This is a genomic window from Okeania sp. KiyG1, assembly GCF_014132355.1.
Classification (GTDB): domain Bacteria; phylum Cyanobacteriota; class Cyanobacteriia; order Cyanobacteriales; family Microcoleaceae; genus Okeania.
This window is the reverse complement of sequence record NZ_BLZO01000044.1, coordinates 38,626-60,019: the sequence shown is the minus strand read 5'-3', so window position 1 is coordinate 60,019 and position 21,394 is coordinate 38,626. Positions and strand designations below refer to the sequence as shown.

The following is a 21,394-nucleotide window of genomic DNA, read 5'->3' as shown; positions in this document are numbered from 1 at the left end:
AGGGGCATTTACTGCCGTTTGCGTAGCATTCCGGAGGATGGGAATAGTGAGCTGTGCCGAGAGCGCCAGTATTGGTTAATCCAATATCAAGATAAAAGCTGTTTCATTTTTCTACAGTTTTTTTCGTACGGTGAGAAGTTAGCAGCAGAGGGTGAAATTAATGAAGCGATTTCTGCTTTCCAAAAGGCAGTAAAACTAGACTCTGATTTCAGTTTAAATTATGCAGCAGCAAGTCTGTTACGGAGTGGCAGGAAATTAATAAAAAATCAGAAATTTGATGAAGCTATTTCTGCTTATAATCAAGGGAAAAAATTAGATTCAAGTTTAGAAATTTATGCCCCAGATTGGGATAATATTTGTCAGCAAGGTATTCTGAACAAGCAAGCAAAAAAGGTAATGTCTGCCTGTGAAAATTCAGTTGAATTGGAGCCTGATAATGAATGGTTTCGAGATCGTCGAGGTTTGGCCAGAGCATTAACGGGTGATTTTCAGGGTGCTATTGAAGACTTTGAGATGTTTATTGAAAGAATAGATAATAAAGGTTATGAAGATGCAAAAGCACGACGAAAAAGTTGGGTTGATACTTTGAAAAAAGGAGAAAATCCCTTGACAACAGAGGAATTAGAAAAGCTTCGTTAGGAGTAATTTGAGAAGCATTCAGCTGTCAGCCATCAGCTATCAGCTTTGGTGAAGTACAATCACGCGAGCAAGATGCTCGGACTGGGAAAATTTAATTATTAATATCTGTACTTCATATACTTGGAATTTGCTGTATTTAATTAACCTAAGAAAAATAGTAACTAATTTAGATTATGACTACAGAACAAAATGATAAACCCTTATCCAATCAAAATCTAACAGCCAGAGATGTGACAGTTTCTGGTAGTGAAAATCCTGTAAATCTTGTCAATACAAAAGAAGGCACTGTAAATGTTAATCAATCTCGTCATGTTACCTACATTTATAATGAAGTATCCACTGAGAAGATTATTCAGCAACAACTGATTAAAGATTCTCCGTATCAAGGACTAAAAAGGTTTAATTTTCAAGATAGAGAATACTTTTTTGGTCGGGATGCTTTGATTAATAAACTATTTGCAGCAGTGAATAAAAGTAGCTTTACTTTAGTTTTAGGAGCATCAGGAAGTGGTAAGTCATCATTAGTTCGTGCAGGTGTTATTCCTGAATTCAAGACATCTCTAAAATCGAGCAAATTTATTGATGGAACAGAAAAACAGTTTTTTGATATCTTGACAAAACTGTTGAGTATCTACGATAAAGATTGGCTGGATCAACAATAATTAATGGATACTAAACCATTTCAATATAATCAATAGACGGCGTTGCTGAATTGAAGTATGAATGCGCGATTGTTTGGTTCTCGCCTTCGCCCCCGCGCATCCCCCATTCAACAAAAAGCGCAGCATCCTCTGGCTTCCCCCGCAGGATCGGGGGACGGGAGGGGGATTAATAAGGGGGGACTTTTAGAGTTTTATTCCCCCCACGCATTGGGGGGCTAGGGGGGCTTGCATCATACCCAGAATCAGCAACGCCCAATAGACATCTCCGAACAAGATATAGACTTTTTACACATATGAGATTATGACTACAGAACAAAATGATAAATCCCTATCCAATCAAAACCAAACTACTGGAAATATAGATTTTATTGGCAACGAAAATGCCATGAATTCTGTAAATTCAGCCAAAGATGTAAGTATTAATCAATCTCGTACTGTCATTTATAACTATTATTATGAAAAACAAACAATTACAACATCTACTGAGGAAGATATAGATGATAATTTACCTTGTCCCTATCAAGGTTTATATCACTTTAACCCGGAAAATGCCGAATATTTCTTTGGGCGAGAAGTATTTGTAGAAGAACTCTATCAATATACAGAAACTCGTAATTTTATTCCCGTATTAGGAGCGTCTGGAAGTGGCAAATCTTCAGTGATTTTAGCAGGATTAGTACCAAAATTAGTCAAAGCCAGACATTGGCAATTTACCCATTTCCGTCCCGGAGGAGACCCATTTTATGCTCTAGCTCGTGCCTTAATTCCACTCTACGCACCCAACCTCAATGAAACTCAACTTCTGACTCAAGCTGACGACTTATCTGAGTATCTCAAAGATACAAAAAAAACCAATCAATTATCCAAAGTTTTTGAACAAATACAGCATAATCATCCCCATAACAGAACTTTATTAATTGCCGACCAATTTGAAGAACTTTACACTCTTTGTAATGATGAACAAATCCGCCGGAAATTTCTTGATACTCTCTTATATACATTCCGGTCCTTAACCGAAAAATCATCCTTATCCACAGTATTAGTTGCTACAATGCGGGCTGATTTTTTAGGGAATGTATTATCTTATCCACCATTAGCAGATGTCTTGCGAAATGGGGATGTAAAAATTCGCTCCATGAACTCAAAAGAACTAAGAGAAGTTATTGAAAAACCAGCTCAAAAATTAGGTGTCAATTTTGAAAGCGGACTGGTTGAACGTATTCTTGAAGATGTAGACAAAGAACCAGGAAATCTACCCCTATTAGAATTTGCTTTAACAGAACTATGGAAAAAACGCCAAGGCAAACAATTAACTCATCAAGCTTATGAAGAAATAGGTCAAGTTTCTGGTGCATTAACTCGTTATGCTGATGACAAATTTAGTAAACTTAAACCAGAAGAACAACAACAAGTACATCGAATTTTTGTGCAGTTAGTACGACCCGGAGAAGGCACCGAAGACACCCGAAGAGTGGCAACTAAAGCAGAATTAAACAAGACAAACTGGAATTTAGTCAAAAAATTAGCTGATGCACGGTTAGTTGTCACCAGTCGCACTGTTATTACCAGTGAAACAGAAGAAAATTCAGGGCAAGAAACCGTCGAAGTAGTCCATGAAGCCTTAATTCGTAACTGGGGTCAACTGAAAGGATGGATGGAAACAGACCGAGAATTTCGTGCTTGGCAAGAACGACTACGAGGTTCCATAGATCAGTGGCAAGAAATGGGGCGAGATGAAGGACAACTATTACGGGGAGCGGCACTCGCTCAGGCCCAGGAACAACTCAAAGACCATTGCGATGAACTTTCAGAAAAAGAACAAAAGTTTATTCGAGAAAGTGCGAAGTTACGCGATCGAAAACGGCGACGGAATATTGTGGCAATGGGGAACAAATAGCTAGTGCTAGTGAAGATAATACCGTCAGAATTTGGAAACCAGATGGTACTCATGTAGACACTCTTGAAGGACACAATGAGAAAATTTATAGCATTGCCTTCAGTCCCAAAGGAGATTTAATAGCTACTGCTAGTGCTGACGAAACAGTAAGACTTTGGAATACCATTCCTGATCAAGACACATTCGCCAAAAGCCAACTTGATAATTATCATTGTAGGCGTGTTGCCGTTAGTCCTAATAACCTAATTACTTTGGGTTGTTATAACCAAAACACACTTCAACTGCGAAAACTTGATGGTACTTTAATACAGCCTAACATCAAGCACAATAATTGGGTAACAGATGTCGCCTTTAGTCCTAACGGTGAGTTTATCGCTACCATCACCCATCTCGGTATAGCCCAACTATGGAAACCAGATGGTACAAAAGTTCTTGACCTGACCGATGAAGAATTACGCGATCGCAACTCTTATAATATTACCTTCAGTCCCAAGGGAGACCTAATTGTTGCGGGTCTACACAGAAATATTAAAATATGGAAAGCTGATGGTAGTTTCATCAGAGAAGTAAATACAAAACATGGCCATGAAATCACCGATGTTGCCATCAGTCCCAAAGGAAACCTGATTGCTACTGCCAGTCTTGACGGGAAAGCTAAACTCTGGACATTTGATGGAAATCTAGTCAAGCTAGTCAATACATTTGAAGTACATAAAGGGATAACTACTGAAGCCAAATAATTGGACAAAATTTGACAAATATTAATAAGTATTGAAAATATGCTGATTATCTGCTATCATACATTAATCTATAAACCAAAATTATCAAAGACTTTTTTTCATGGCTTATATCATGTCCGGTTGAACAGTTATAAATAACGACCGAGGAGTCAGGAGTCAGGAGTCAGGAGGGAAGAAAGAAGAAAGAAGAAAGAAGAAGAAAAAAGGAAGAAGAAAGAAGGAAGAAGGAAGAACAAGAACAGGAGAAGAAGGAGAAAGTTTTTTTATCACTAATTATCCGGACATGATATTACCAGTTCAAATGCAATCAATCAAGACCAAATTAAAAGTTAACAATTACCAAAAAACAATACTTGCTAAACACGCAGGTGTAGCTAGGCACGCTTACAACTGGGGTTCAGCAACTTGCATCTGTGAATATAAATCAAACAAGAAACGACTGAGTGCTATCACTTTACATAAGCGTTTGGTGAGGGAAGTAAAAAGTGAAAATCCCTGGTACTATGAAGTATCAAAATGTGCACCAAGGGCAAGCATTAAGAGATTTAGAGAGGGCATTTAAAAACTTTCTAACTATTCCCGGACGTGGGTTTCCGGTCTTTAAGAAAAAAGGGAAAAAAGACAGTTTCTATTTAGAAGGAAGTATCAAAATCCTGAAAGGAAACTACATAAAACTACCAAGAATAGGAATAGTTAAAACTTATGAAATCTTACCTTCTGTGCCAGTTAAAAACGTGACAATCTCAAAATGTGCGGGTAATTGGTATATAAGTTTTAAATACGATCATCAATCAAATCCTACTACAAAAGAACGAGATATTATCGGTGTAGATGTGGGTATAAACGCCCTAGCCACCTGTAGCGATGGAACAACCTACGCTAACGTTAAAGCCTACAAACAAAGGAAAAAACGACTAACTCGTTATCAACGCCTTGTCAGCAAAAAAAAGCCAGGGTCGAAAAACAGAGTCAAAGCGATCAAAAAACTAGCAAGATTGCACAAAAAAGTAGCTGATATCAGAGCAGATACACTGCATAAAGTAACAACATGGTTAGCTAAAAACCACAGCACCATAGTGATAGAAGACTTGAATGTAAGTGGAATGGTCAAAAAGTGGTCGAGGGATGGCGAGGTTTCCTTGCCATATCCAATCGACCAAGAGATCATAAACTAGCAAGTGCTATAGCAGACTGTGGGTTTTATGAGTTTAAGCGTCAACTTACATACAAGTGTGAATGGTATGGAAGTAAGTTAGTGATAGCAGATAGATTTTATCCAAGTTCTCAAATATGTTCTCACTGTGGGCATCAACAGAAAATGCCGTTACATAAGAGAACTTACGAATGTAGCAACTGTGGTTTGAGTGCAGACAGAGACTTGAATGCTGCTGTCAATCTAGAAAACTATGTGAACAAGTAGCTTGAGTTCCAAGCGATTTGAAGCCTGTGGAGAAGATAAGTTGCAGACTGCGGTCAGTGGTCTTCAGTGTTTGCGCAGCATTCCGTAGGAAAACAGGAAGCTAGCTCCAAAACCCTCATGGGTAAGTTTGGGTAAGTTTAGTAGAACGGACTATTTACAGTATTGTATTCAGTCCCAACGGAGACCTAATTGCTACTGCCAGTCGAGATAGAACCGTCAAACTCTGGAAACCTAACGGTACTGTCAAAGATAGCTTGATAGGGCATACTGGTCCGGTGCTTGGCATTGCTTTTAGCCCCAAGGGAGACTTAATTGCTACAGCAAGTAATGACAAAACAGTCAGAGTCTGGAAACCTGATGGCACTCCCTTACTTACTCTTAATGATCATAAAGAGCAGGTTGAGAGTCTTGCTTTTAGCCCCCATAGTAACCAGATCGTTTCCGTTAGTGATGACAAAACTATCAGACTATGGAATTTAGACCTCGACGATCTAGTAGCTAGAGGTTGCAACTGGGTGGATGACTATCTGAAAAGCAAACCTGAAAACTACCCCAACAAGCATCTATGCGATGATGTTCAACCTTCAGCACAACTTTTCCTAGAAAAGGGTAACAGAATTGTTACCAATAATGGTGATGTTGAAGGTGCTGCTACTAAATACCGAGAAGCATTAAAACTAGATTCTAACTTGAAATTTGACCCATTAACAGAAGCCAAAATGATTGCTGCACCAGGCGTCCGGGATGAAGGTGGAAAGTTAGCACAAAAAGGTAAAATTAAAGAAGCAATTCGTGCTTATAATGTGGCTCAAGAGTATCATCCGAATTTACAAATTCTTGGCAAACACTGGGATAAACTCTGTCGATACGGTAGCTTACATAGTCATGGCACAGATGTGATGTTTGCTTGTGATAATGCAGTAGAACTTCAACCAGAAAATGCACAGTTTAGGGATAGTAGAGGTTTGGCCAGAGCATTAACGGGTGATTTTAACGGTGCTGTTGAAGATTTTGAAGCGTTTATTCAGCAAGTGAAAAGCACTGAACAAAAAGCACAACGACAGCTTTGGATTGAATCTCTAAAAAAAGATGAAAATCCCTTTACGCCAGAAGTTTTAAACAGCATTATTTTGAACATGATATAAGTTAGTCAATGTGTATTTTTTTGCACGCTCAGAACAGCAGTATAATTTTTTGTTACAATTGATACACATTATCGCTCCTCATCCAGAAATAAATTCATAATGAGAGTATGTTTAGGATACAAGCTAATGCGACACTTTCAGAACTGGAGTGAAGGCTATAATAGAGATAGATAATACAATATCCAAAACTATTCAATCACAAACCTAACTTTCTTACGAATAATATCATGTTCCCCCGGAGGGGGAGCTACGCTAACGGATAATCAGTTATAAAAAAAACTTCTGGCCTTGAACCAATATTCCCTACTGCCTACTGCCTTCCCCTCCTGGGAGGGGTTAGGGTGGGTTGCCTTCTGCCTTCGGACCTCCAAAGTGTAAGTATTCAACCGAACATGATATAAATAACTGCTAGTGTATATTATACCTAATCACTGATAACGTTCTCAGGACTTACGCAGAACAACCATATCTAGTAGGGGCGGTTCGTCTAGTAGGGGCGGTTTCCGTTCCGGAATGCTCCTAATTACGCGAACCGCCCCTACAGATGGCGTATAAATTGATATTTTGCGTAAGTCCTGGTTCTTTTTTAATGGAGGCAAATTTCTATGAAATCTACAGGAAAAAAATCATGACTATAGATTCTGATGATCAACAAATCTTTAGAGAAGAACAAAAGATTTATAATCACTTTTTGGAATTAGTTGTAACTGAATCAATCGAGCAAATAATTGAGAGATTTCGGATACTATTTATTCAATACTCTCTATACCAAGTTCCCGAAATATCTACAGCAGTGAGGAGAATTATACAACTTCCTCAATGCCAAGAAAAATTTAACGCCATTATGAATCGTTGCTGTTATATCTTAATTAATCATCAGCAACTACCTCAAGACAAAAAAAATGCTTTAAAACAATTGATGAATTTATTTGAGCAAACAATTCATAAATCTGAGTCTTCCTATTACGGACCTGGCGAAACAAAAAAAATGTTAGAACTTATCAAATGTTTTACACAAAGTAGAGAGTATTTGAGTTTAAAACGGATGGTAGAAGTAATAAATATATCATCTACAAATAATAACAACGATCCTTTAAATAAACCTTTAAAAATTCTTAATTACCACTATCCTTATTTATATAAATATTTATTAATGAGTCCAAATAGCAGTAAAGAACATCAACAAGCCATCAGAAAAATGCAAGTAGAAAAACAGCAAAAGTATGAAATTGATTTATCCCATTATGTTACTCACCTAGTTAGAATACAACTTAGTCAAGTTAAAAGAGCTACATTTGCTACAAATCCTACCTTATTATCCAATGATGAACTATTATTCTCTATCAAACAATTTGTGGGAAAAGTAGAAGGTAATGAAACTTATCGAGATTATGCTAAACGGTTTTTAGCTTATACCACAGTTCCCCAACCATATCACCTTTTTAAAGATAGTTTTTATGAATACCTAAGTACATCCTTTAATGTTGAATCTCATCGGATTGAAGTTAAATTTAAGAATAAACTCTACAAGTATTTACAAAATACTATGTCTAATAGTGATGAACAGTTCTTAAATGAATCTTTAATGATGAAGACCTGCTATCAATTATTAAGTTTATTAATTGTGCATAGTTCAAAGCAGCCACAACATTTCTTTTTTATTAATCTAGTTGGTAATTTAGGACCTGTAACCACAACAGGATTGTTACTAAAAATACTATTAGTTTGTCAACAAGTTAGACCTAGCTTAGACAAACGATTTGCATTGTTGTTTAAGCATTACGAATTTTCTACACAAAAGAAAGTTCAATGGTTAGTTAAAGTTTTGGAAAATATGCAAATAGCACTCAGTACAAATTTTGGTAGAATTGACCTTTCTTTCTTGATTTCAAGATAGATCGTTGGTTTTTCAGTGCCTCTTTTTGCTTGGGGTAGAATCCATATTTGTTATGCTGCGCCAACAGCATAAGTCCCTTCTGCCTTCTTCAATGTGGTGATTCAAACAGACATGATATGACTTCAAACATTTTATATCATGTCCGGTAGCATCGGTATTGTATAGCAAAGGTAAGGAAGACCGAAGTTGGAAGAGGGAAGAGGAAAGAAGAGGGAAGAAAGCTACCCTCGCAAGAAAAAAATCTAAATTTCCTGTAGATATTCACCCTTGGGTTTACACAAACGATTGCGTTCGGACATGATATTATTCAATCCGATCGCTTGCCCAACTCTTTTTGTACCAAAAAATTTGGGTAGTTATATCAAATCTGTTTAATTCGGTATAAAAAAATGTTCTCTTCACGAGCGCTATTGCCAAATCTTTCTCGATATTCCCCTCCTGGGAGAGGTTATATTATGTTCGGATAATCATAGAAGAAGGTTGTAGGTAGGAGATCAAAATCTCATCTCCCGCATTCTTCTAACTCCTGACTTCTGTAGGGGCTAATGGCCATTAGCCCCTACGACTCCTGACTCCTTCAGGACTTACGCACAGACACTAAATCCAGTGATGGCGAATGCCATTCGCCCCTACATTTTGACTTTTAACTTTTAACTTTTAACTTTTAACTTTTAACTTTTGACTTCACTTACCTCAATTATCGGACAAAACCAAGCCATAGAATTATTAACTCAAGCAGTTACTCGCCAACGTATTGCCCCTGCCTATTTATTTGTAGGCACTCCAGGAATAGGACGGAGTTTAACTGCCCAATGTTTTATAGAACTCCTATTCTCCAATAACCACTCCCCCGCTAACCAATCTCTAAAAAATCGCATTCACAAAAGAAATCATCCAGACTTATTATGGGTAGAACCCACCTATCTACACCAAGGAAAACTACTCTCAGCAAAAGAAGCAACAGAGGCAGGAGTCAAACGCAAGTCACCACCTCAAATTCGTCTCGAACAGGTACGGGAAATTAGTGAATTTCTGGGCCGTCCCCCCCTAGAAACTGCAAGGTCAGTAGTAGTCTTGCAACAAGCTGAAACAATGAGAGAAAGTGCTGCAAATGGTTTGTTGAAAACTTTGGAAGAACCAGGCAAACGGGCAACTTTAATTTTAATTGCTCCGGGAGTTGATTCATTATTGCCCACCTTGGTGTCCCGATGTCAGCGCATTCCTTTTTATCGTTTGGCCAACGAGAATATGAAGCTCGTATTGGAAAAAGCTGGCCATGAAGAAATTCTGAAACATACAGAGGTGATGATGATGGCTCAAGGTAGTCCAGGAGAGGCGATCGCTGCTTGGCAACAACTACAAGAAATTCCTGCGGATATTTTGGAAACGGTAACTCAGGGTATTAAGACTATTCGTCAAGCACTAGAAGTAGGGCGAGATATTAGTAAAAATTTGGATATGGAGGCGCAGTTATGGTTGATAGATTATCTACAGCATAGTTATTGGGCAAAACCACAACAGCAGCTTGACAAAGTGGAATGTCTCAAACATCTGGAGGCAGCTAGAAAATATTTACTCTCCTATGTCCAACCTAGATTAGTTTGGGAATGTACTTTCATGGCAATGTGTTCTGTAGTAGGGGCGGGTTCCACGTTAAATTAATAGCTCAACATTAAATTTAGATGAACCCGCCCCCCACCCTAATGACCTAATGCACCATTTTAGCTGTGTCAGTCCAACAGTGGGAGCATCTTGCTCCCGTGCCAGGTATCCCTCTTTGCTGTATACCATTACGATGCAGGACTACCCTTTTGTTTATAAAAAAAATCACCCCAGCAGAATATCTGCTTGGGATGAAAATACTTCAATTAAGTTTCAAAGAGAGGAGTCAGCGAAAAATCAAATCATCAATCTTTACCGATAGAGGTACTGATAACTGATAACTGATAACTGATAACTGAAATGGCCTACACATTTGAACCATCAGCAAGGCGCTGGCTAGTATAGGCGTCCATACTATAGGCCGGAATTCGCTGATTGTAGTCCAATCTATTGCCTGTTAAAGATTCAGATAAATTTTCAAAAGACTTGGAACTCCAGTTGCGCTCGTGGATAGGCTTAGTTTGTTCGCCCAAGAAATAAGCTTGGCTTCCAATTACTGCTGCAGCTACCCAACCGATAACGAATAGTGAGATTAAAATAACCATAACTTTTTTCCTTTACATTTATTTATCTTTATGTAAACAAATGTAACAATTTATTGCAGTAAGTGTCAAGTTAGGATAAATTACGGTATTGTGGGTAAAAAAATATAGAAATCCACACTTCTTAAGTCTTGACTTATTGTCAAGAATGAGGTATTTAGTACTAAATACTGACGCTAAAGCTTAGATAGGGAAATGTTTTTCCCACTTTTCCCAACTCTCTACCTGGATATTTGAGATAATTAGAACTTACGCACATACCATCATTTTGCCCCCCCAACCCCCCAACCTTGGGGGGAGTAAATCTGGTTCCCCCAGATTTGGCAGGGCTAATTCTTTGTCGTCAGAGAATATTTACAAGCCTATTCTTTTTGAGATCCTGTACTTCCCAAACCTCCCACCCTTCCCACACTTCCCACCCCCTCCTTTTTTCTCTGGTGACAATAAATTGACCCTGCCAACCTTGGGGGAAGTAAATCTGGTTCCCCCCAGATTTGGGGGGTTAGGGGGGCGAGTGCGTAAGTCCTGATAATATCAAGTCCGTTTAATGTGGGTATAAAAAAATCTTCCATCTAAGCGCCATTGCCAAATATTTCCCCCACTCCCCCACTCCCCCTCTCCCCTACTCCCCCACTCCCTATTTCAGATAACGCCACGCCTTAAATACATTTCCTTGCATCAAAGCAGCAACTCCATTTAAAGCTCTAATTTCTGGCTGAGTGGGGTCAAGCTCCAAAGCAGACTTCAAAGCTATTTCTGCCGCCCCTGGATTTAAGTTATATAGATAAACAAAAGCTAAATAAGCATAAGCAAAGGGGTTTTGGGAATCTAACTCAGTTACTCTAGTCAAAGCAGCGATCGCTCCATCTGCATCCTGTTGTAAAACTCTGGCCAAACTCAACCCATAAAGCAACTCTAAATTATTGGGGTCTTGCTGCAAACGATATGCCAAAGTTTTTTCTGCTTGTTTGGTATAATCTTGGACTGGATCGTACTGATTAACTCGCCCTACTTCCTCAAATACAGTTTCTAAACCTTTTATTCCCAGAGGCAACTTTTGCCCCCACATCCGTAACTGTGTCACTAAATCTAATTCTGGTGCTGGTAATATTTCGGCCTGGGGGTCAATTTCGACACGCACGGGGGGTTGTATAGGAATAGGATAAGTTTCTCCAGTTTTCCGGTTAAGGTAAGTCGCTTCTAATATGTAATTTCCCGATGAAATATTGGCAGGGGGTAACATTCCTATTCTTTCAATAATTTCAAACCCGACCTCAGACTTATTTGCTGGAGACAGACCAGGGTATAAACTCCCCATTCCAATAGCGCGATCGTGAATGAAACTTGTAATAGATTTTTCTGAGATATTGTCAGAAACTAATTGCTGAAATTGTGGTTGATTAATACAGCAGTTCTTTAATCTATGAGATACAGTTTTATATCCCCTTTGTAAGGGGGGAACGTTCAAAGTTCCCCTTTGTAAGGGGGATTTAGGGGGATTATAAATGTACTTCGTAACTGTGGGAATTGCTATATTTTCTCGGCGATAAGTTAACAACACTAAACCGGACTGTAATTCTTGCCAAGAACCAGACCATTTATAGGTAATAGGTATTGGCACTCCCGGTCTAATTTTTGGCGATAAAATCACATAGTCTAATTTGACTTTTTCCTGTGGTTTATTCAGAGGATGAACTTCTACAGGTAAAAACTGATTATGATAAAGATTTAAGTTGCTATTATCTGGCAACTGCCAACTTTTTTGTAGTTGAAAATTTGGGTTTTGTTCGATGATATTAACAATAGCAGCTTGAGCTTTTTTAATTCTTTTTATCGAACCTTGGTCATTAGTTTTCGTGACAAACCAAGAGAGCGATCGCACATCTTGAGGTACTTGTTTTAAATTAGTTCCTACTTGCCTACCGTAAACCTGTAAATTTTGCAAAGCACCGTAATAATTTAAGTTGTGTTGATTAATTTCTGGAGTGGAGGGTAAAACTCCTAAAGTTGACCGTAAATAGGGGTCAGTTTTGACAATTTCAGCAATTACTTTTTGATGAGGCCATTCTTTACCTAAATGTGCATAATAAACACCACCAGGACTCAACCAGGCAGAAATTTTTCTGAAGAAAATTCCACCTACAGGCCAGAGATTTAATAACATTAAAATAATGGCTAAACCAATAGTAAACCAGCGAATTTGTTTTCCTACTTTTATCGGAAACTGCATTAAACCAAAGGCTAATAAAATTGATAAAACTGGCAATAATGGCAAAGTGTAGCGAAAATCTTTGTTGATATTAAGGGAGCAAATGAGATAACCGCCAATTAAAAAAATAGCTAACCATCGGCAAGAGTGAAGGTAATTTGATGAGAATTTATCCTGTTTTTTGAACGACCGAATAAAGTAAAAAATTAATCCGCCAATGGGAATAATTAATAGAGGCAAAGAAACATGATAAGGCAGCAGTTTCCAATAATAAAGCCAAGCATCCAAACTCAATAAATTGGGGTCGCCTTCAGCAATAGCAGAATCTACAGTTGCCCGTTTACCAGCAGTTAACATTAATAGCCAATTTGTTCTCGCCCAAGGGTAAAAAATTGCTATAGATAAACACAGAGAAAAAATTAGTTGAATTAACTTTTGCCACTGCCGTTTTCTGAGAATATTTATTCCTATCGAAAGTAACGGAATGAAGAGAAAAAATATGGTAGTTTGTTTAACTAAAATTGCAGCACCAAAAGCCAAGCCAAAAGCAGTTGCCCAAAGCAAATCTTTTAGAGTTAAAAATATAAGTAAATCACGACTTACACAAATTAACCTTGAAAACGCAATATGTAGGGGCGAATGGCATTCGCCCTCACTGAATTTAGTGCCTGTGCGTAAGTCCTGTAAATTATTTGCTACAGCAGATATTTTTGACAGTAATTTATCGAAAATAGACGTTGTTTCAGAATTAAAATTAAATTTTTCTTGTCAATTTTCCCCATTCCCTGTTCCCTGTTGCCTGTTCCCTGTTCCCTGTTCCCTATAGCAGATATTTTTGACAGTAATTTATCGAAAATAGACGTTGTTTCAGAATTAAAATTAAATTTTTCTTGTCAATTTTCCCCATTCCCTGTTCCCTGTTGCCTGTTCCCTGTTCCCTGTTCCCTATAGCAGATATTTTTGACAGTAATTTATCGAAAATAGACGTTGTTTCAGAATTAAAATTAAATTTTTTCTTGTCAATTTTCCCCATTCCCTGTTCCCTGTTGCCTGTTGCCTGTTCCCTGTTCCCTATAGCAGATATTTTTGACAGTAATTTATCGAAAATAGACGTTGTTTCAGAATTAAAATTAAATTTTTTCTTGTCAATTTTCCCCATTCCCTGTTCCCTGTTCCCTGTTCCCTGTTCCCTGTTCCCTATAGCAGATATTTTTGACAGTAATTTATCGAAAATAGACGTTGTTTCAGAATTAAAATTAAATTTTTTCTTGTCAATTTTCCCCATTCCCTGTTCCCTGTTGCCTGTTGCCTGTTCCCTGTTCCCTATAGCAGATATTTTTGACAGTAATTTATCGAAAATAGACTTTGTTTCAGAATTAAAATTAAAATTTTCTTTGTCAATTTTTCCCGCTTTATTTTCCCTGTTGCCTGTTGCCTGTTGCCTGTTGCCTGTTGCCTGTTCCCTATTCCCTATTCCCTGTTCCCTATCCCAATACCAAAACGTTAAACAACAGAAACTTAAAGTCACCATTGCCGTGAGAGGATAATCGAGTAAATACTGTAAACGATATCTATATAAACCCGGAAATAATATACATAAAACTGCTGCCCAAAAAGCAACTTTTTGATTAAATAATTTGCTGCCTAAACTATAAACTGAAGCCAGTAAAATAGCACTAAAAAATAGATGTACTAAAGTTGCTTGATCAGCACCCCTACCAAAAATCACTTGAAATGGAACAGTAAGAATATAAGTCAACGGCGGAACCTTCGGCGAAAGTTCCCAAAAATGCTGCCACCATTCCCCAGAAAACAGATGCACATTTTGAAAAGCACGCCAGTAAGTCAGGGAACCCGTGAGATAGTCAGCTTGATCCCAAGCAGGTACAGACTTATCAAAAGCAAACCAGAAGCGATCGCTCACTGCTGCGAATAACCATAGAATAGTTAAGGTAAGGAAATGATTAGTTTTAGGTTGTTTTTTTTCTTGGGCAATCATAAATTTCAGTTATCAGTTATCAGCAAAAATTGTAGTGGACTGACACAACTAATGAGTTTGCATTAGGGAATCAGGCTCTGTAGGGGCGGGTTTCACCATTAAGTTAAAGAGTTTTCACATTGAGTCAGATAAACCCGCCCCCAATGATATAAGCCACCGTACTAAGGGCGGGTTTATGTAAATCTTAGAGTAAGCATTAAAATTCTAGCTAAAACCCGCCCCTACTATTGCACCATTTAAGATCAAACAGTCTACTACCGGAATTTGCACCAGCGAAAACGCTCTTCAAATTAACAAACTGCAAAATCAGTTATCTTACGTTTTTCGGGGGTATAAAATCCTAAAACAATTTTGTCTTTAGGAACCCCTTCTGCTAATAATTCTCCTGCTATACCATCTTCAATTCCGTCGCGATGAATCCAAATTTTATCATCTATAATTTCCAGATGAAGTATGCAACCATGAACCATTTTATGACCTTCTACTCCCACAATCATTAATAGATAATGGTTTTGTTCTCGGTCAAAAACCGTTTTTCTTTCTACTTCGCTATCAGAATATCGCAATTTAGCATATTCGCCGATTATTTTCTCAATTATTTGTTGATATTTACTGATGGTATCCATTTAATAATTATCTCCTCTGATTTGTGGAAAACTAATAAATTTAAGCGTTGGTTTTCTAGCATTAATTCACCGATGGGTTCGCTGAATATGCCATTATAAGGTTTTACATCTACTGCTAAATAGAGGATTCTTTCTGGATTTGTTTTTTTGAGTACATCATGGTAAACGATATACTGACCAACCGCATTTTCTAGGTTATTGATTGGGGAAGGACTTGCAAAACTTTTCAGTTCTACTGCTATTTTTCCTAAAAAACAAGGTCTAAAGTTTCTCCTTTCAAGGGAATGAAAAAAATCAGCTTTAGTCTTTCAATCCCGATGCTGAGTGCCAGAGATACTGATAACTGATAACTGATAACTGATAACTGAAATGGAACCCCACTTGATAACGTAAGGGTCATCAGTTATGCTCCAATTATCTTTGACTAAAGCATTAATTAAGTTGTTATGGTAAGCATCTCTAGCTGGCATAAAGAAATACTGAGGGCATTTTTTATATAGAAACCGAGTTTATCAAGGAAATTTCGTGGTTTGAACAACAATAATCACGGTAATAAACCCGGTTTCTTAGTTATTTGGCATAGGTAGTTCTGTAAAGAAGTGATTTTTTCCAAATCATAATCAATCAACAAATCAATATCGCTGGTTTCTTTATCAAAATAATATGGGTCTAAAACCCCGCCTTTTAAGGCGTAATACTTTTGGAGCGAAGCTCAAATCCCCGTTACAAAAATCACTTATGACTTCCCCTCCAGGGAGGGGTTAGGGTGGGTTGACTTCTAACTTCTGACTTCGTTAACTTCTCCCCTTGCTACTGAACCAAACACCCGTAAATTAAAAGCCCCATGCTGTTCAGCAATCTTGAGAATTTCACCACGTTTTTCTTGTAATAATCTCATTAATGACATTGCCTTTAATTCCTGCTTTATAAAACTCAATTAACTTTAAGCATACAATATGAAATATTAGCCAAGTTTAATACCAATTATCAAAAGTATTGCTGTTTCTCAAAAATTATGTTAATCAGATACTGGTATTATGATATTAGACATCTCCAGAAAAGAGGGAGTAGGCAGTAGGCAATAGGGAGAAAGAACTGATAATTTCTGTGTGAGAATTGATTTTATTTTTGATTTTTGGAGATTTCTATTAGTCAGGACTTACACAAATTGACTTTTAAACCACCATCTGTAGGGGCAAATAGTATTTTCCCTCACTATATGTAGAGTCTCTGTGTAAATCCTGACTCTAATATAGCGCCTACTAAAAAAATCATGTTAAAGTTGGTTACAATACTGTTAAAGTTACATAAATGCCTACTTACAGGGAAAATTTTTGAGCCTGTAATTACCCAGATGAAAGGCCAATGTTTTCTATTTGCTTCATAAATTGTTGTTTAACTTACATCACATTATTGGAAAGTTAATATGCTTAACACATCTAATTTTCAGTTCACAATAGATTTTAGAGATTCTAATAATCTAAGAGATTCGAATAATCCAGATGATGAAGAACTACTAGAAGTCTTTACACGGAATTTGTTGAGACAAATGCGTAATAACTTGGAAGAAGTAGAAGTTACGCGTGTACCTGTTTCAAAATTACCTGAAGGAGCTAAAGGTGATGAGCAAGAACCAGGAATCTTAAATGTAGAGATTAATCTAGCAAATATAAAGACTTTTATAACATTTTTATGGGAGCGTCTGTCTGGGAAAGCAACTGAGGTTGAAGTAAAAATTGATAAAAAAGCATCAATTAAGGTGAAAGTAGGGAGTCAAAAAGACTTATCGGCAGCTATACAAGATGTAGAAAAGTTGGTTAAATCAATATCAGAAATTAACAATGGTTAAAGTAGCATTGCTGATCGGAGTAAGTGAGTATGACTCGGATGAATTGTTATCACCACTTCCCGCTGCTAAAAAAGATGTCGAGGCCATGGAGCGAGTATTACTTAATCCACAGCTAGGAGAATTTGAGCCATCTCATGTGAAGAAAATGATCAATCCTGATGTCGCATCAATGACACGAACAATTGAAGAAATGTTTTCAGGTCTGGGAAGGAATGATTTCATACTGTTCTACTTTTCTGGTCATGGACTCATAGATGACGGTGGTCGTCTTTATTTTGCAACTGCTAAGACTAGCAAAAAATACCTCAGATCAACAGCGGTTGATTCTAATACAGTAAGTCAAATTATGAAAGATAGTCACTCTCAGCAACAAGTAATAATTCTTGACTGTTGTTATAGTGGAGCTTATAATTTACATCCCAAAGGAGTGGTAGATATCAAGAATCAGCTAACTTGCAAGGGGCGGGTTGTTCTTAAATCATCTAGTTTCTACGGATTATCCTATTTCAAGGAATCAGAACTATCGGTATACACCCGTTACCTTGTCGAGGGTATTGAAACAGGAGCTGCTGATAAAGATAGGGACGGTTGGATTTCTGTTGATGAGTTGCATGAGTATGCGAAGCAAAAAGTTCAAGAAGAAACCACAATGAAAATGAAACCAAAAATAGATATAGAGGAGGACGGGCACAAAATTTTCATCGCTAAAGCACCTGTCGGCGATCCCAAAATAGAGTATCGCAAATTAGTTTCCAGATATGCTGAAGAGTCTGAAGGTCAGATTGACTCAGTTAGTGAAATCATTTTGGAAGAAAGACGGATTGAGCTTAAGCTAAAGCCGGAAGAAGCTAAAGCAATTAGGCAGGAAGTTCTAAAGCCTTACCAAGATTATCAGCAAAAGTTAGATAGATATAAAAAGACTGTTGCTGATAAAATGGCTGAGGAGAATCCTTTGACTCCAAGAACAATAAAGAATTTAAAAGACCTTCGGGAAAAATGGAGACTTAGGCATGAAGATACAGATCCAATTATGGAACAAACAAAAACAGTAAGAAATTGGTTGGGTACTACCCTGTTTAGAAACAATGTTCTTCAACTAACTCAACCCTCTAGACAGCCAACTAACTTCTCTTCTACCAGAGAATTATTGTTCAGGTCTGCATTTACTGGGTTTGAAGGAGTCTTGTTAACAATCGCTTTAGCTAGTCTTCTAGAAGCTACTTTGATTGATGCCTGGTTTGGGTTGTGGCTGTTGCTGTTAGTTATCTTAGCGAATTTGATTTTTGTTCAATTCCGCTACAAAATGAAAATATTTGTTTTGCCATTGATTGCTTCTATCACATTTTGTCTGGTTTCGTTGGTTCCGACATTGCGAAGTGTTATAGATGATCAAATTTCTAGCAGTTATTCTTTCTTAGTTCTTATGGTAATGGCTATTATTGGTGGAGCGCTGATATCTATTTTAATGGCTTCCTGGTTACTAATTGCTCGATTTAATCGTTGAATACCAGGAGTTAAGAGAATGTCCCAAAGAAGAGAAACTATCTCATTAATCTTATTTTTGCTCCTTAGTATAGTTGTTTTGGTAATATCTGGATTTGTGTTGTCGAAACTGATAGGTCAACCAGAGCAGCAAAAATCAGATTCTACAAGTCCTACTGACCACACTATTGAAACTCCTAGTCTAGGGAAGAAAGTTCCTTTAGAAAAAACATTGACTGGAAATCCAGGCCAGATTGAATCCATCGCCATCAGTGCAGATGGACAAATTATTGCTACTGGAAGTAATGATGGGAATATTCAACTGTGGAATTGGAGAAAAGAAGAACCAACAATAAACCCTCCATTTAAGATGGATGGAAGTACTAGGTCTCTTGCGTTCAGTCTAAATGGTAACATCCTTGTTAGTGGAGGTTTGAGCAATGATATTTACATTTGGGAAATACCAAAAGAAGCATCCCCTCGTTCTATTAAAAATGCACATTCATTTCTGATTGAGTCTCTTACAATTAGCCCAGTAGATGGAAACATTCTTGCTAGTGGTAGTGATGATGGAACAATCAGACTTTGGAATCTACAAACTGGGAAACCAATAATCTCTTTTGGGGAAAAACACCCTGATATTAAGTTTCTTACAATTAGCCCAGATGGAAAAACTCTTGCTAGTAGTAGCAGCAACGGAACAATTAAACTTTGGAACCTGGAAAATGGTGAAGAAAAACTATCTCTGAAGAGCCATTCAGGTGAGGTGACACATCTTATATTCAAGAATGATGAATTTCTTGTTAGTGGCAGTGATAATGGAACAATCAAACTTTGGAATCTCAAAACCGGGCAGTTAATAGACTCATTGGAGGGGCATTCAAGAGCTGTTACATCTCTTGACATTAGCCTAGACGGACAAAAATTGGCTAGTGGAAGTCGTGACGGAACTGTTCGAGTCTGGGATCTAGTAAACAATAAACCACTCCAGACCTATAGTTTATCAGACAATTCAAAAGAGAATATTGCCCTTACCTTTTACAAGGATGGGCAAATCCTTATATTTGGTTATCAATCTAAAAGTATTAAAGCTTGGCTAACCAGGTAATTCATAGAAAAGACTAAATTATGAAACGTAGAAAATTTTTTTACAACAGTGCAATTGGCATAGCAAGTAGTACCGCTCTAGTATCTTGTCATGATGTAATTAACCAGACACAACCAAATATTAAATGGCGAATGGCGACTAGCTGGGATGAAAAACAAGTCTATTATGAAGCTGCAAAAATTGTTTGTCAGCGCGTCGAAAAAATGACTAATGGGCGATTTGTGATTACGCCCTATCCTGCAAAAAAGATAGTAGAACCACTAGAAGTATTAAACGCGGTAAAAAATAGAACAGTAGAGTGTGGTCATACGAGTAGTTTCTATTATATGGATCAAAACCCAGCACTAGCCTTTGGTACAGGAGTCCCTTTTGGCCTAAATATCCAGCAGCAGAATGCTTGGCTCTTTGAGGGGGGTGGGCTAGAGGCAATGCAGAAAATATATGCTGACTTTAATATAATTAATTTTCCTGCAAGCTATACTGGTGTCCAAATGGGAGGATGGTTTAAGAAACAAATTAATATAAAAGATATGGAAGGACTAAGGATGCGTATACCTGGATTAGGTGCTGAGGTGATGAAGCAGTTTGGTGTAAAAGTCCGCAAAGATATAGCGGGTGTTGATATTCAGAAGGCGATGAAAAATAATGAGATTGATGCAGCAAAGTGGAGTGGACCTTATGAGGATAAGAAATTAGGTTTAAATGAAGCTGCGTCTTACTACTATTATCCTGGTTGGTGGGAGCCAGGTAGTTCGGATGATGTGCTGGTAAACCTGGATAAATGGAATGAACTACCAGGCGAGTATCAGGAAATCTTCAAAGTGGCTTGTTTTGAAGCTAGCCTGAAAACAATTGCCAAGCAGGATAGTTCAAATCAGTCAGCACTACAAGAACTAAGGAATGAGAATGATGATAATAAGAAAATTAACTTGATTTCCTATGAAAAAAGCATCCTAAATGAATTCGAAAGAAAAGCTTTTGAAATTTATAAAGACTATGCTGATCAGGACAAAACATTTAAAGACGTCTACACAAAATGGAAAACTTTCCGCAATCAGATATATAGGTGGTATGGGGCAGCTGAATTGGAATTTAGTAAGTTTAGCTTTAAATTATAAAGTTTAGAACGCCTGACAGTTTGCTAAATCTGTGTAATTGCATATAAATATTTCTCCTATATAAAATATCCCCAAAAACTATGACTGCAAAAGTTAACTATCCTCATATAAAAATAGAGGAAAATCAACCCCCACGACTACAAAGAATACCCAGGGTGCGCGTTGCTCAAATTGTTATGGATTATTTAGCTTATGGATGGTCTGTTGATGAAATGTGTCGCCAACATCCTTATTTAATGCTTTCGGAAGCTCATGCAGCAATGGCATATTATTTTGACCACGAGGATGAGATTAATGCAGAAATTCGTCTGGAGTGGGAGCAAGTACAACGGGAAAAATCTGCTGCTTCTCCCTCATCCTTTTTAGTACGGATGCGTCTCAAAATGTTACTATAAAAAT

The 21,394-nt window shown here is 37.6% G+C and carries 19 protein-coding genes and 4 pseudogenes; 17 read left to right on the top strand and 6 right to left on the bottom strand.

Going from position 1 to position 21,394, the window contains the following annotated elements:
* Window positions 1–18: 18 nt before the first annotated feature.
* From SAGCYANO_RS08150 to SAGCYANO_RS08105, 12 genes and pseudogenes are all read left to right on the top strand, one after another.
* A complete protein-coding gene (locus tag SAGCYANO_RS08150; protein ID WP_202219609.1) occupies window positions 19–639 on the top strand; it encodes a tetratricopeptide repeat protein in 621 nt (206 codons plus the stop codon).
* 173 nt (window positions 640–812) lie between these two features.
* On the top strand, window positions 813–1,301 hold the full coding sequence (locus SAGCYANO_RS08145; RefSeq protein WP_202219608.1) for an ATP-binding protein: 489 nt from the start codon (window positions 813–815) through the stop codon (window positions 1,299–1,301).
* A 301-nt stretch (window positions 1,302–1,602) separates the two neighbouring features.
* Window positions 1,603–3,198: a hypothetical protein gene (locus SAGCYANO_RS08140; protein WP_202219607.1), complete on the top strand. Its 1,596-nt coding sequence runs from the start codon at window positions 1,603–1,605 to the stop codon at window positions 3,196–3,198.
* Window positions 3,195–3,347, top strand: a pseudogene (locus SAGCYANO_RS44375) (WD40 repeat domain-containing protein); the annotation flags it as partial. The gene SAGCYANO_RS08140 and the pseudogene SAGCYANO_RS44375, both read left to right, overlap by 4 nt.
* Window positions 3,348–3,449: 102 nt before the next feature.
* Window positions 3,450–3,938 carry a WD40 repeat domain-containing protein gene (locus SAGCYANO_RS08135; RefSeq protein ID WP_202219606.1) on the top strand — a complete coding sequence of 163 codons (489 nt, stop codon included), beginning with the start codon at window positions 3,450–3,452 and terminating at the stop codon, window positions 3,936–3,938.
* Window positions 3,939–4,221: 283 nt separating this feature from the next.
* Window positions 4,222–4,500 (top strand): helix-turn-helix domain-containing protein, encoded by a 279-nt coding sequence (locus SAGCYANO_RS44370; RefSeq protein ID WP_307785837.1) that lies wholly within the window; start codon window positions 4,222–4,224, stop codon window positions 4,498–4,500.
* Window positions 4,442–5,113: a transposase gene (locus SAGCYANO_RS08130; RefSeq protein WP_255502493.1), complete on the top strand. Its 672-nt coding sequence runs from the start codon at window positions 4,442–4,444 to the stop codon at window positions 5,111–5,113. Before SAGCYANO_RS44370 ends, SAGCYANO_RS08130 begins: the two co-directional genes overlap by 59 nt.
* Entirely contained in the window at window positions 5,053–5,358 is a 306-nt protein-coding gene (locus SAGCYANO_RS47400) for a transposase (protein WP_255502492.1), read from the top strand. Before SAGCYANO_RS08130 ends, SAGCYANO_RS47400 begins: the two co-directional genes overlap by 61 nt.
* A gap of 152 nt (window positions 5,359–5,510) precedes the next feature.
* A pseudogene (locus tag SAGCYANO_RS50145) lies at window positions 5,511–5,573 on the top strand (hypothetical protein); the annotation flags it as partial.
* Window positions 5,574–5,612: 39 nt separating this feature from the next.
* Window positions 5,613–6,503 carry a hypothetical protein gene (locus tag SAGCYANO_RS08120; protein ID WP_202219605.1) on the top strand — a complete coding sequence of 297 codons (891 nt, stop codon included), beginning with the start codon at window positions 5,613–5,615 and terminating at the stop codon, window positions 6,501–6,503.
* Window positions 6,504–7,131: 628 nt separating this feature from the next.
* Entirely contained in the window at window positions 7,132–8,400 is a 1,269-nt protein-coding gene (locus SAGCYANO_RS08115) for a hypothetical protein (protein ID WP_202219604.1), read from the top strand.
* Between the two features lie 678 nt (window positions 8,401–9,078).
* Window positions 9,079–10,062 carry a DNA polymerase III subunit delta' gene (locus SAGCYANO_RS08105; RefSeq protein ID WP_202219602.1) on the top strand — a complete coding sequence of 328 codons (984 nt, stop codon included), beginning with the start codon at window positions 9,079–9,081 and terminating at the stop codon, window positions 10,060–10,062.
* Window positions 10,063–10,367: 305 nt separating this feature from the next.
* Here the strand turns inward: SAGCYANO_RS08105 and SAGCYANO_RS08100 are convergent, their stop codons facing one another.
* The 6 genes and pseudogenes from SAGCYANO_RS08100 to SAGCYANO_RS08065 form a co-directional block, all read right to left on the bottom strand.
* Entirely contained in the window at window positions 10,368–10,607 is a 240-nt protein-coding gene (locus SAGCYANO_RS08100) for a photosystem II protein, Psb35-related (protein WP_202219601.1), read from the bottom strand.
* Between the two features lie 634 nt (window positions 10,608–11,241).
* The gene (locus SAGCYANO_RS08095) at window positions 11,242–13,377 is read right to left on the bottom strand and encodes a phospholipid carrier-dependent glycosyltransferase (RefSeq protein WP_202219600.1); all 2,136 of its coding nucleotides are present in this window, start codon (window positions 13,375–13,377) and stop codon (window positions 11,242–11,244) included.
* A 256-nt stretch (window positions 13,378–13,633) separates the two neighbouring features.
* Window positions 13,634–14,812 (bottom strand): ArnT family glycosyltransferase, encoded by a 1,179-nt coding sequence (locus SAGCYANO_RS50140; RefSeq protein WP_375339900.1) that lies wholly within the window; start codon window positions 14,810–14,812, stop codon window positions 13,634–13,636.
* A gap of 290 nt (window positions 14,813–15,102) precedes the next feature.
* The gene (locus SAGCYANO_RS08080) at window positions 15,103–15,438 is read right to left on the bottom strand and encodes a XisI protein (RefSeq protein WP_202219599.1); all 336 of its coding nucleotides are present in this window, start codon (window positions 15,436–15,438) and stop codon (window positions 15,103–15,105) included.
* A pseudogene (locus tag SAGCYANO_RS44365) lies at window positions 15,408–15,908 on the bottom strand (element excision factor XisH family protein). The gene SAGCYANO_RS08080 and the pseudogene SAGCYANO_RS44365 overlap by 31 nt, the downstream one beginning before the upstream one ends.
* A 320-nt stretch (window positions 15,909–16,228) precedes the next feature.
* Window positions 16,229–16,345 (bottom strand): annotated as a pseudogene (locus SAGCYANO_RS08065) (DNA polymerase subunit beta); the annotation flags it as partial.
* Window positions 16,346–16,864: 519 nt separating this feature from the next.
* Here SAGCYANO_RS08065 and SAGCYANO_RS08060 point away from each other — a divergent pair.
* The 5 genes from SAGCYANO_RS08060 (at window position 16,865) to SAGCYANO_RS08040 (ending at window position 21,390) form a co-directional block, all read left to right on the top strand.
* Window positions 16,865–17,287 (top strand): hypothetical protein, encoded by a 423-nt coding sequence (locus SAGCYANO_RS08060; protein WP_202219597.1) that lies wholly within the window; start codon window positions 16,865–16,867, stop codon window positions 17,285–17,287.
* A complete protein-coding gene (locus SAGCYANO_RS08055) occupies window positions 17,280–18,791 on the top strand; it encodes a caspase family protein (protein WP_202219596.1) in 1,512 nt (503 codons plus the stop codon). The genes SAGCYANO_RS08060 and SAGCYANO_RS08055 overlap by 8 nt, the downstream gene beginning before the upstream one ends.
* Before the next feature lie 18 nt (window positions 18,792–18,809).
* Window positions 18,810–19,877: a WD40 repeat domain-containing protein gene (locus tag SAGCYANO_RS08050; RefSeq protein ID WP_202219595.1), complete on the top strand. Its 1,068-nt coding sequence runs from the start codon at window positions 18,810–18,812 to the stop codon at window positions 19,875–19,877.
* A 20-nt stretch (window positions 19,878–19,897) separates the two neighbouring features.
* Window positions 19,898–20,995 carry a TRAP transporter substrate-binding protein gene (locus SAGCYANO_RS08045; RefSeq protein ID WP_202219594.1) on the top strand — a complete coding sequence of 366 codons (1,098 nt, stop codon included), beginning with the start codon at window positions 19,898–19,900 and terminating at the stop codon, window positions 20,993–20,995.
* 80 nt (window positions 20,996–21,075) lie between these two features.
* On the top strand, window positions 21,076–21,390 hold the full coding sequence (locus tag SAGCYANO_RS08040) for a DUF433 domain-containing protein (protein ID WP_202219593.1): 315 nt from the start codon (window positions 21,076–21,078) through the stop codon (window positions 21,388–21,390).
* Window positions 21,391–21,394 lie beyond the last annotated feature (4 nt).

What these genes read in the sequence shown, in the direction of transcription:
- SAGCYANO_RS08130 (WP_255502493.1), top strand. Translation starts at nt 4,442, where the DNA reads ATGAAGTATCAAAATGTGCACCAAGGGCAAGCATTAAGAGATTTAGAG.
- SAGCYANO_RS08040 (WP_202219593.1), top strand. Translation starts at nt 21,076, where the DNA reads ATGACTGCAAAAGTTAACTATCCTCATATAAAAATAGAGGAAAATCAA.
- SAGCYANO_RS08100 (WP_202219601.1), bottom strand. Translation starts at nt 10,607, where the DNA reads ATGGTTATTTTAATCTCACTATTCGTTATCGGTTGGGTAGCTGCAGCA.
- SAGCYANO_RS08115 (WP_202219604.1), top strand. Translation starts at nt 7,132, where the DNA reads ATGACTATAGATTCTGATGATCAACAAATCTTTAGAGAAGAACAAAAG.
- SAGCYANO_RS50140 (WP_375339900.1), bottom strand. Translation starts at nt 14,812, where the DNA reads ATGATTGCCCAAGAAAAAAAACAACCTAAAACTAATCATTTCCTTACC.
- SAGCYANO_RS08050 (WP_202219595.1), top strand. Translation starts at nt 18,810, where the DNA reads ATGTCCCAAAGAAGAGAAACTATCTCATTAATCTTATTTTTGCTCCTT.
- SAGCYANO_RS08140 (WP_202219607.1), top strand. Translation starts at nt 1,603, where the DNA reads ATGACTACAGAACAAAATGATAAATCCCTATCCAATCAAAACCAAACT.
- SAGCYANO_RS44370 (WP_307785837.1), top strand. Translation starts at nt 4,222, where the DNA reads ATGATATTACCAGTTCAAATGCAATCAATCAAGACCAAATTAAAAGTT.
- SAGCYANO_RS08045 (WP_202219594.1), top strand. Translation starts at nt 19,898, where the DNA reads ATGAAACGTAGAAAATTTTTTTACAACAGTGCAATTGGCATAGCAAGT.
- SAGCYANO_RS08055 (WP_202219596.1), top strand. Translation starts at nt 17,280, where the DNA reads ATGGTTAAAGTAGCATTGCTGATCGGAGTAAGTGAGTATGACTCGGAT.
- SAGCYANO_RS08060 (WP_202219597.1), top strand. Translation starts at nt 16,865, where the DNA reads ATGCTTAACACATCTAATTTTCAGTTCACAATAGATTTTAGAGATTCT.
- SAGCYANO_RS08145 (WP_202219608.1), top strand. Translation starts at nt 813, where the DNA reads ATGACTACAGAACAAAATGATAAACCCTTATCCAATCAAAATCTAACA.
- SAGCYANO_RS08080 (WP_202219599.1), bottom strand. Translation starts at nt 15,438, where the DNA reads ATGGATACCATCAGTAAATATCAACAAATAATTGAGAAAATAATCGGC.